This window comes from Chrysiogenia bacterium (genome assembly GCA_020434085.1).
In the GTDB taxonomy this organism is placed as follows: Bacteria; JAGRBM01; JAGRBM01; order JAGRBM01; family JAGRBM01; genus JAGRBM01.
Genome location: JAGRBM010000471.1, coordinates 1 through 4,655 on the forward strand (window position 1 = coordinate 1; position 4,655 = coordinate 4,655).

The following is a 4,655-nucleotide window of genomic DNA, read 5'->3' on the forward strand; positions in this document are numbered from 1 at the left end:
CGGGCGCGCCATCGAGTGCATCGACGCAAATGCCCGAGTCGTCGGCCAGTGTCCAGAGGCCCGTCTGCTCGTAGCCCGCGCGGGCCTTGAGCCGGGCGTTGCCCACGAAGGTTTCTTCGGTTTCCTCCGCGGGGACGAAGTCTGGAAAATCCTTGAGGGTCAGCAGCTCCACGGGAAGGCCGTCGAGAAAGCGGGCGATCTCGGCCCTCTTGCCCTCGTTGCCGGTGGCCAGCAGCAGTTTCATCGGTTCGAGACGATCCCCGGGGCGCCCAGCGCCTTGAGCTGGAGCGCGAGCAGCTCGCCGATGCCGTTTCGACCGAGCTCGAGAAGCTGCTCGAGGGTCTCACGGCTGAAGGGCGCGCCCTCAGCGGTGCCCTGGATCTCGATGAAGTCGCCGGTGCCGGTCATCACGAGGTTCATGTCCGTCTCGGCGCGCGAGTCCTCGACATAGGGAAGATCACAGACCGGAACGCCCTTGACGACGCCCACGCTCACGGCAGCGACCTGATCGGTCACGACGTCCTTGTAGGAATCGGCCTTGATGCGCTCGCGGTCGATGCAGCTCTGCACCGCATCGACGAGCGCGATCCACGCGCCGGTAATGGCCGCCGTCCGGGTGCCGCCGTCCGCCTGGATAACGTCGCAATCGAGCGTGACCGTGCGCTCACCGAGCTTGTTCATGTTCACCACGCCGCGCAGCGCGCGGCCGATCAGGCGCTGGATTTCCTGGGTGCGCCCGCTCTGCTTGCCCTTGGCCGCCTCACGGCCGCTGCGGCTGTGGGTGGAGGCCGGCAGCATGCCGTATTCGGCGGTGACCCAGCCGTGGCCGCGCTGGTCGCGCAGGAAGCGCGGGACTTCCTCTTCGACGCTGGCGGCACAGAGCACGCGGGTCTGCCCGAACGTGATCAGGCACGAGCCCGCGGCATGGTCGAGGTAGCCGCGCTCGATGCGCACCTCGCGAAGTTCCCCGGGGGCGCGGCCGTCGATACGGCGATTCTCTTCACTCATGTTGTATTTCCTTACTCGCCTGTGAAGACGGGCTTGCGCTTGGCCATGACGGCGTCGGTTCCCTCGAGCACGTCCTTGCCCGAGAATGTCACCGCCTGCTGGATGGCCTCAAAATTAAGCTGATCGGTGAGCGTGCTTTCCTGCGACTGGCGAAGCGCCTTCTTGGTGAGCCGCACTGCCACAGGGGCGCAGGCGGCGATCTCCTCGGCCAGCGCCTTCGTTGCTGCGTCCAGCTCCCCCTCGGGCACCGCGCGGTTTACCAGACCGATACGCTGGGCCTCGGCGCCGTTGATGCGGCGGCTGGAGAAGAGCAGCTCACTGGCATGGGGCATGCCGACGACCCGCGGCAGCAGCCACGTGGCACCCATGCCCGGGTGCAGTCCCAGCGCTGTGAAGTTCACCGCCAGCTTGGCATTCTCGGTGGCCAGGCGAATGTCGCAGGCCATGGCGATGCAGAGCCCCGCGCCGATGGCCGCGCCCTGGATCGAGGCGATGGTCGGCACCGGGATGTCGCGGATGCGCAGGAAGCGCTCGTAGAAGGCCTTCATGCCGTCGGTGTTTTCGAGCACGGTGCGCTTTGTGTTGTTCTTGATCATGGTCATGTCGCCGCCGGCGCAGAACGCCTTGCCCTCACCAGAGAGCACGACAACGCGGGCACCGGGCTCGGCGCGCGCCTTTTCAACGGCGGCAATGAGATCATCACCCATGGCCTCGGTCATGGCGTTGAGCTTGTCGGGACGGTTGAAGCGAATGGTCAGGACGCCGTTTTCGGCGCACTCGTAGGTCAGATTCTCGAAGGACATGGTTTCTCTCCCCGGTAAGGGAGGCTCAAGCTAGTCCGAAGCTCCGGCGGCAGCAAGCCAGCAGGCCGCTCAAAGGGGCCGCCCCTGCTGGGAAGCACCGCGGCCCTGTGCTATTGGCTTTGCCGTGGGGAGCACACATCAGGGGGAGGCGCAGGTCGCGCCATGTCAAAACATTCGCTCAATCTGGTAGAGCGCCTGGCCATTTTCCTGGCCAGCGTCGGCGGCTCTGGCTACGCGCCCAAGGCATCGGGCACGGCGGGGACGCTTGTCTCCGTGCCCGTCTTCATGTTCGCCATCGCCCCCTACCCCGTGCCAATTCGCATCGGCGTGGCCGTTGCCGTGTTTCTCATCGGCGTGTGGGCTTCGTATGTGGCCGAACGCGTTTGGGACGAGCCCGATTCCTCCAAGATCGTCATCGACGAGATGGCCGGTTACTTCATCACCATGATTCCCTTTTCCGCCCACTTCGGCCCGGTGGCCCTGGGCTTTGGATTCTTTCGCCTCTTCGACATCGTCAAGCCCTGGCCGTGCAACTGGCTCGACAAGCACGTCCACGGCGGCTGGGGCGTCATGCTCGACGACGGCGTCGCCGGCCTCTACGCCATGGCGGCGCTGGCCGGCACCGATGCCCTGCTGGCCGGCAACGGCATCGCCTTCTTCGGCCTCGGCGCGTGATTTGCCACAGAGATCACAGAGCACACAGAGAATTTAACCGCGGATAAACGCGGATAAACGCAGATCAGAGCGCAGGCTTGATCCTCTCGCGCCTGAATATCCATGTCTTACATCTGTTCCGAATATTCTGATTTGAAATCTGGATATCGGCGTTTATCTGCGTTCATCCGCGGTCAATTTTCTTTTCTCCGTGTGCTCTGTGATCTCTGTGGCAAAACCTCTTTCCAATCGCATCGACGCGGCATAGGCTTCCCTTCGCCGGGCACGTCGCCCGGTCTGGAGAGTTTCTATGAAAGCCGAAATCCTCGCCACCGGTGATGAGATCCGCACCGGCGCGCTGGTTGATTCCAACTCCGCCTACATTGCCGAGCGCCTCGAGCAGATTGGCCTCGAAGTCACCCGCCACCTGACCGTGGGCGACGACATGGACACGCTGGTCGCAATTTTCCACGAGATCGGCGCGCGCGCCGAGGTGTGCGTGGTCACCGGCGGGCTGGGCCCCACGACCGACGACCTCTCGGCCGAAGCGGCGGCAAAGGCCGCGGGCGTCGAGCTCGCCCTCGATGAAAAAGCGCTTGCCTACATCGAGGGCCTCTACAAGCTGGCCGGTCGTACCATGAGCGAGTCCAACCGCAAGCAGGCCTACTTCCCTGAAAGTGCCGAGCGCCTGGACAATCCCATCGGCACCGCGCCGGGGTTCTCGCTTACCATCGGGAGCTGCCGGTTCTTCTTCATGCCCGGCGTCCCCCACGAGATGAAGCGCATGCTGCGCGAGCAGACCCTGCCACGCATCGAGAAGCTCCGGGGTACCGAGCAGGAAGTGGCGCTGGTCAAACAGATCTCCACCTTCGGCTCGACCGAATCCCAGATCGGCGAAAAGGTCGCCGACCTCCCGCAGAAGTTCCCGGGCGTGAAGCTCGGGCTTCGCGCAAAATTCCCCGAGATCCAGGTGAAGCTCTACGCGCGCGGCAATGACGAGGCGGCGGTGAAGAAGCTCCTGCAGCAGGCGGGCAACGACGCCCTCTCGCGCGTGGCGGACTTTGCCTTCAGCGACGAGGGAAAAGACATGGCGCAGGTGCTCGCCGACCTGCTCATGATGGAGAAAGCCACCATCGCCGTGGCCGAGAGCTGCACGGGCGGGCTCATCGGAGATTCAATCACCAACATCGCGGGCTGCAGCGCCTGGTTCAAGATGAGCGCCGTCTGCTACACCAATGCCTCGAAGAACAAGGTGCTGGGAGTCTCCGAGCAGACGCTCGAGCGCCACGGCGCAGTGCACGAAGAGACCGCCAAAGAGATGGCCGCCGGCGCGCGCGAGGTGGGCGACGCCACCTACGCGATCTCCACGACGGGCATCGCCGGCCCCGCTGGAGGCAGCGAGAAGAAACCCGTCGGCACGGTCTGCATCGGCATCGCCACCCCGGCCGGCGCCGAGGGCTACCGCTACTTCTTCCCGTTTCGCGAGAGAGAGCGCAACAAGCAGGTCTTCGCCATGACGGCCATGGACCTGCTGCGCCGGCGCCTCATGGGCCTGCCGCCGCCACGCTACGGGCTGGTGAAGAAGAAAGAATCCTTAAGATCAACCGGGAAATGACCGCCAAGTCGCCAAGAACGCCAAGGAAGTTGAGCCACACCAACGCTCTGTGAATCCTTGGCATCTTGGTGGTTTAATTTTCTGACAATTTCAGAGCTTGGCCGCGGTCTCTTTGGGCATGAAGCGCTTGGCGCGCTCGGGATCGAGACGCACCATCTCGGCTTCGCACTCGGCAATGATCTTGTCGTTTTCATCGACGATCTGGCCGTGACCGTGCAGGCGGTCGCCGTTTTCGTCGGTCTTCCATGCCTGGAGCTGGATGGGTTTATCGATGTGAAGCGGACGGCGGAACTTCACCGTCATCTCCACCGTTGCGCACATGGCGTCCGAGAGCATCGAGACACCCGAGACCACGATCTCATCGAGCAGCGTGCAGACGATGCCGCCGTGGGCGGTCTTGGTAAAGCCGCGGTAGCGATCTGGAACGGCGTAGTCGCAATAGACTTTGTCGCCCGCCTGATAGAGCACCAGGCCCATGCCGTATTCATTCTGCGTGCCGGTGGTGAAGCACCCCTTGGGGCGGCGAACGAATTTCTTCTGATCTTCCGAAAACTGCTCGGGCATGGCCGTGCCTC

The 4,655-nt window shown here is 63.8% G+C and carries 6 protein-coding genes; 2 read left to right on the forward strand and 4 right to left on the reverse strand.

All coding sequences use genetic code 11. From position 1 onward, the window contains the following. The 3 genes from KDH09_15960 to KDH09_15970 form a co-directional block, all read right to left on the reverse strand. The coding region (locus KDH09_15960; GenBank protein MCB0221194.1) for a non-canonical purine NTP pyrophosphatase at window positions 1-244 on the reverse strand (244 nt) is incomplete at its 3' end. Continuing rightward, on the reverse strand, window positions 241-1,008 hold the full coding sequence (gene rph, locus KDH09_15965; protein ID MCB0221195.1) for a ribonuclease PH: 768 nt from the start codon (window positions 1,006-1,008) through the stop codon (window positions 241-243). The genes KDH09_15960 and rph, both read right to left, overlap by 4 nt. Window positions 1,009-1,019: 11 nt before the next feature. Continuing rightward, the gene (locus KDH09_15970; GenBank protein MCB0221196.1) at window positions 1,020-1,811 is read right to left on the reverse strand and encodes an enoyl-CoA hydratase/isomerase family protein; all 792 of its coding nucleotides are present in this window, start codon (window positions 1,809-1,811) and stop codon (window positions 1,020-1,022) included. 162 nt (window positions 1,812-1,973) lie between these two features. On the opposite strand from KDH09_15970, the gene KDH09_15975 reads away from it, so the two are divergent. Next, on the forward strand, window positions 1,974-2,486 hold the full coding sequence (locus KDH09_15975; GenBank protein MCB0221197.1) for a phosphatidylglycerophosphatase A: 513 nt from the start codon (window positions 1,974-1,976) through the stop codon (window positions 2,484-2,486). Between the two features lie 289 nt (window positions 2,487-2,775). Next, window positions 2,776-4,080 carry a competence/damage-inducible protein A gene (locus tag KDH09_15980; protein ID MCB0221198.1) on the forward strand — a complete coding sequence of 435 codons (1,305 nt, stop codon included), beginning with the start codon at window positions 2,776-2,778 and terminating at the stop codon, window positions 4,078-4,080. A gap of 90 nt (window positions 4,081-4,170) precedes the next feature. On the opposite strand, the gene KDH09_15985 is transcribed toward KDH09_15980, so the two are convergent. Then, on the reverse strand, window positions 4,171-4,655 hold a 485-nt coding region (locus KDH09_15985; GenBank protein MCB0221199.1), incomplete at its 5' end, for a hypothetical protein.

What these genes read in the sequence shown, in the direction of transcription:
- rph (MCB0221195.1), bottom strand. Translation starts at nt 1,008, where the DNA reads ATGAGTGAAGAGAATCGCCGTATCGACGGCCGCGCCCCCGGGGAACTT.
- KDH09_15980 (MCB0221198.1), top strand. Translation starts at nt 2,776, where the DNA reads ATGAAAGCCGAAATCCTCGCCACCGGTGATGAGATCCGCACCGGCGCG.
- KDH09_15975 (MCB0221197.1), top strand. Translation starts at nt 1,974, where the DNA reads ATGTCAAAACATTCGCTCAATCTGGTAGAGCGCCTGGCCATTTTCCTG.
- KDH09_15970 (MCB0221196.1), bottom strand. Translation starts at nt 1,811, where the DNA reads ATGTCCTTCGAGAATCTGACCTACGAGTGCGCCGAAAACGGCGTCCTG.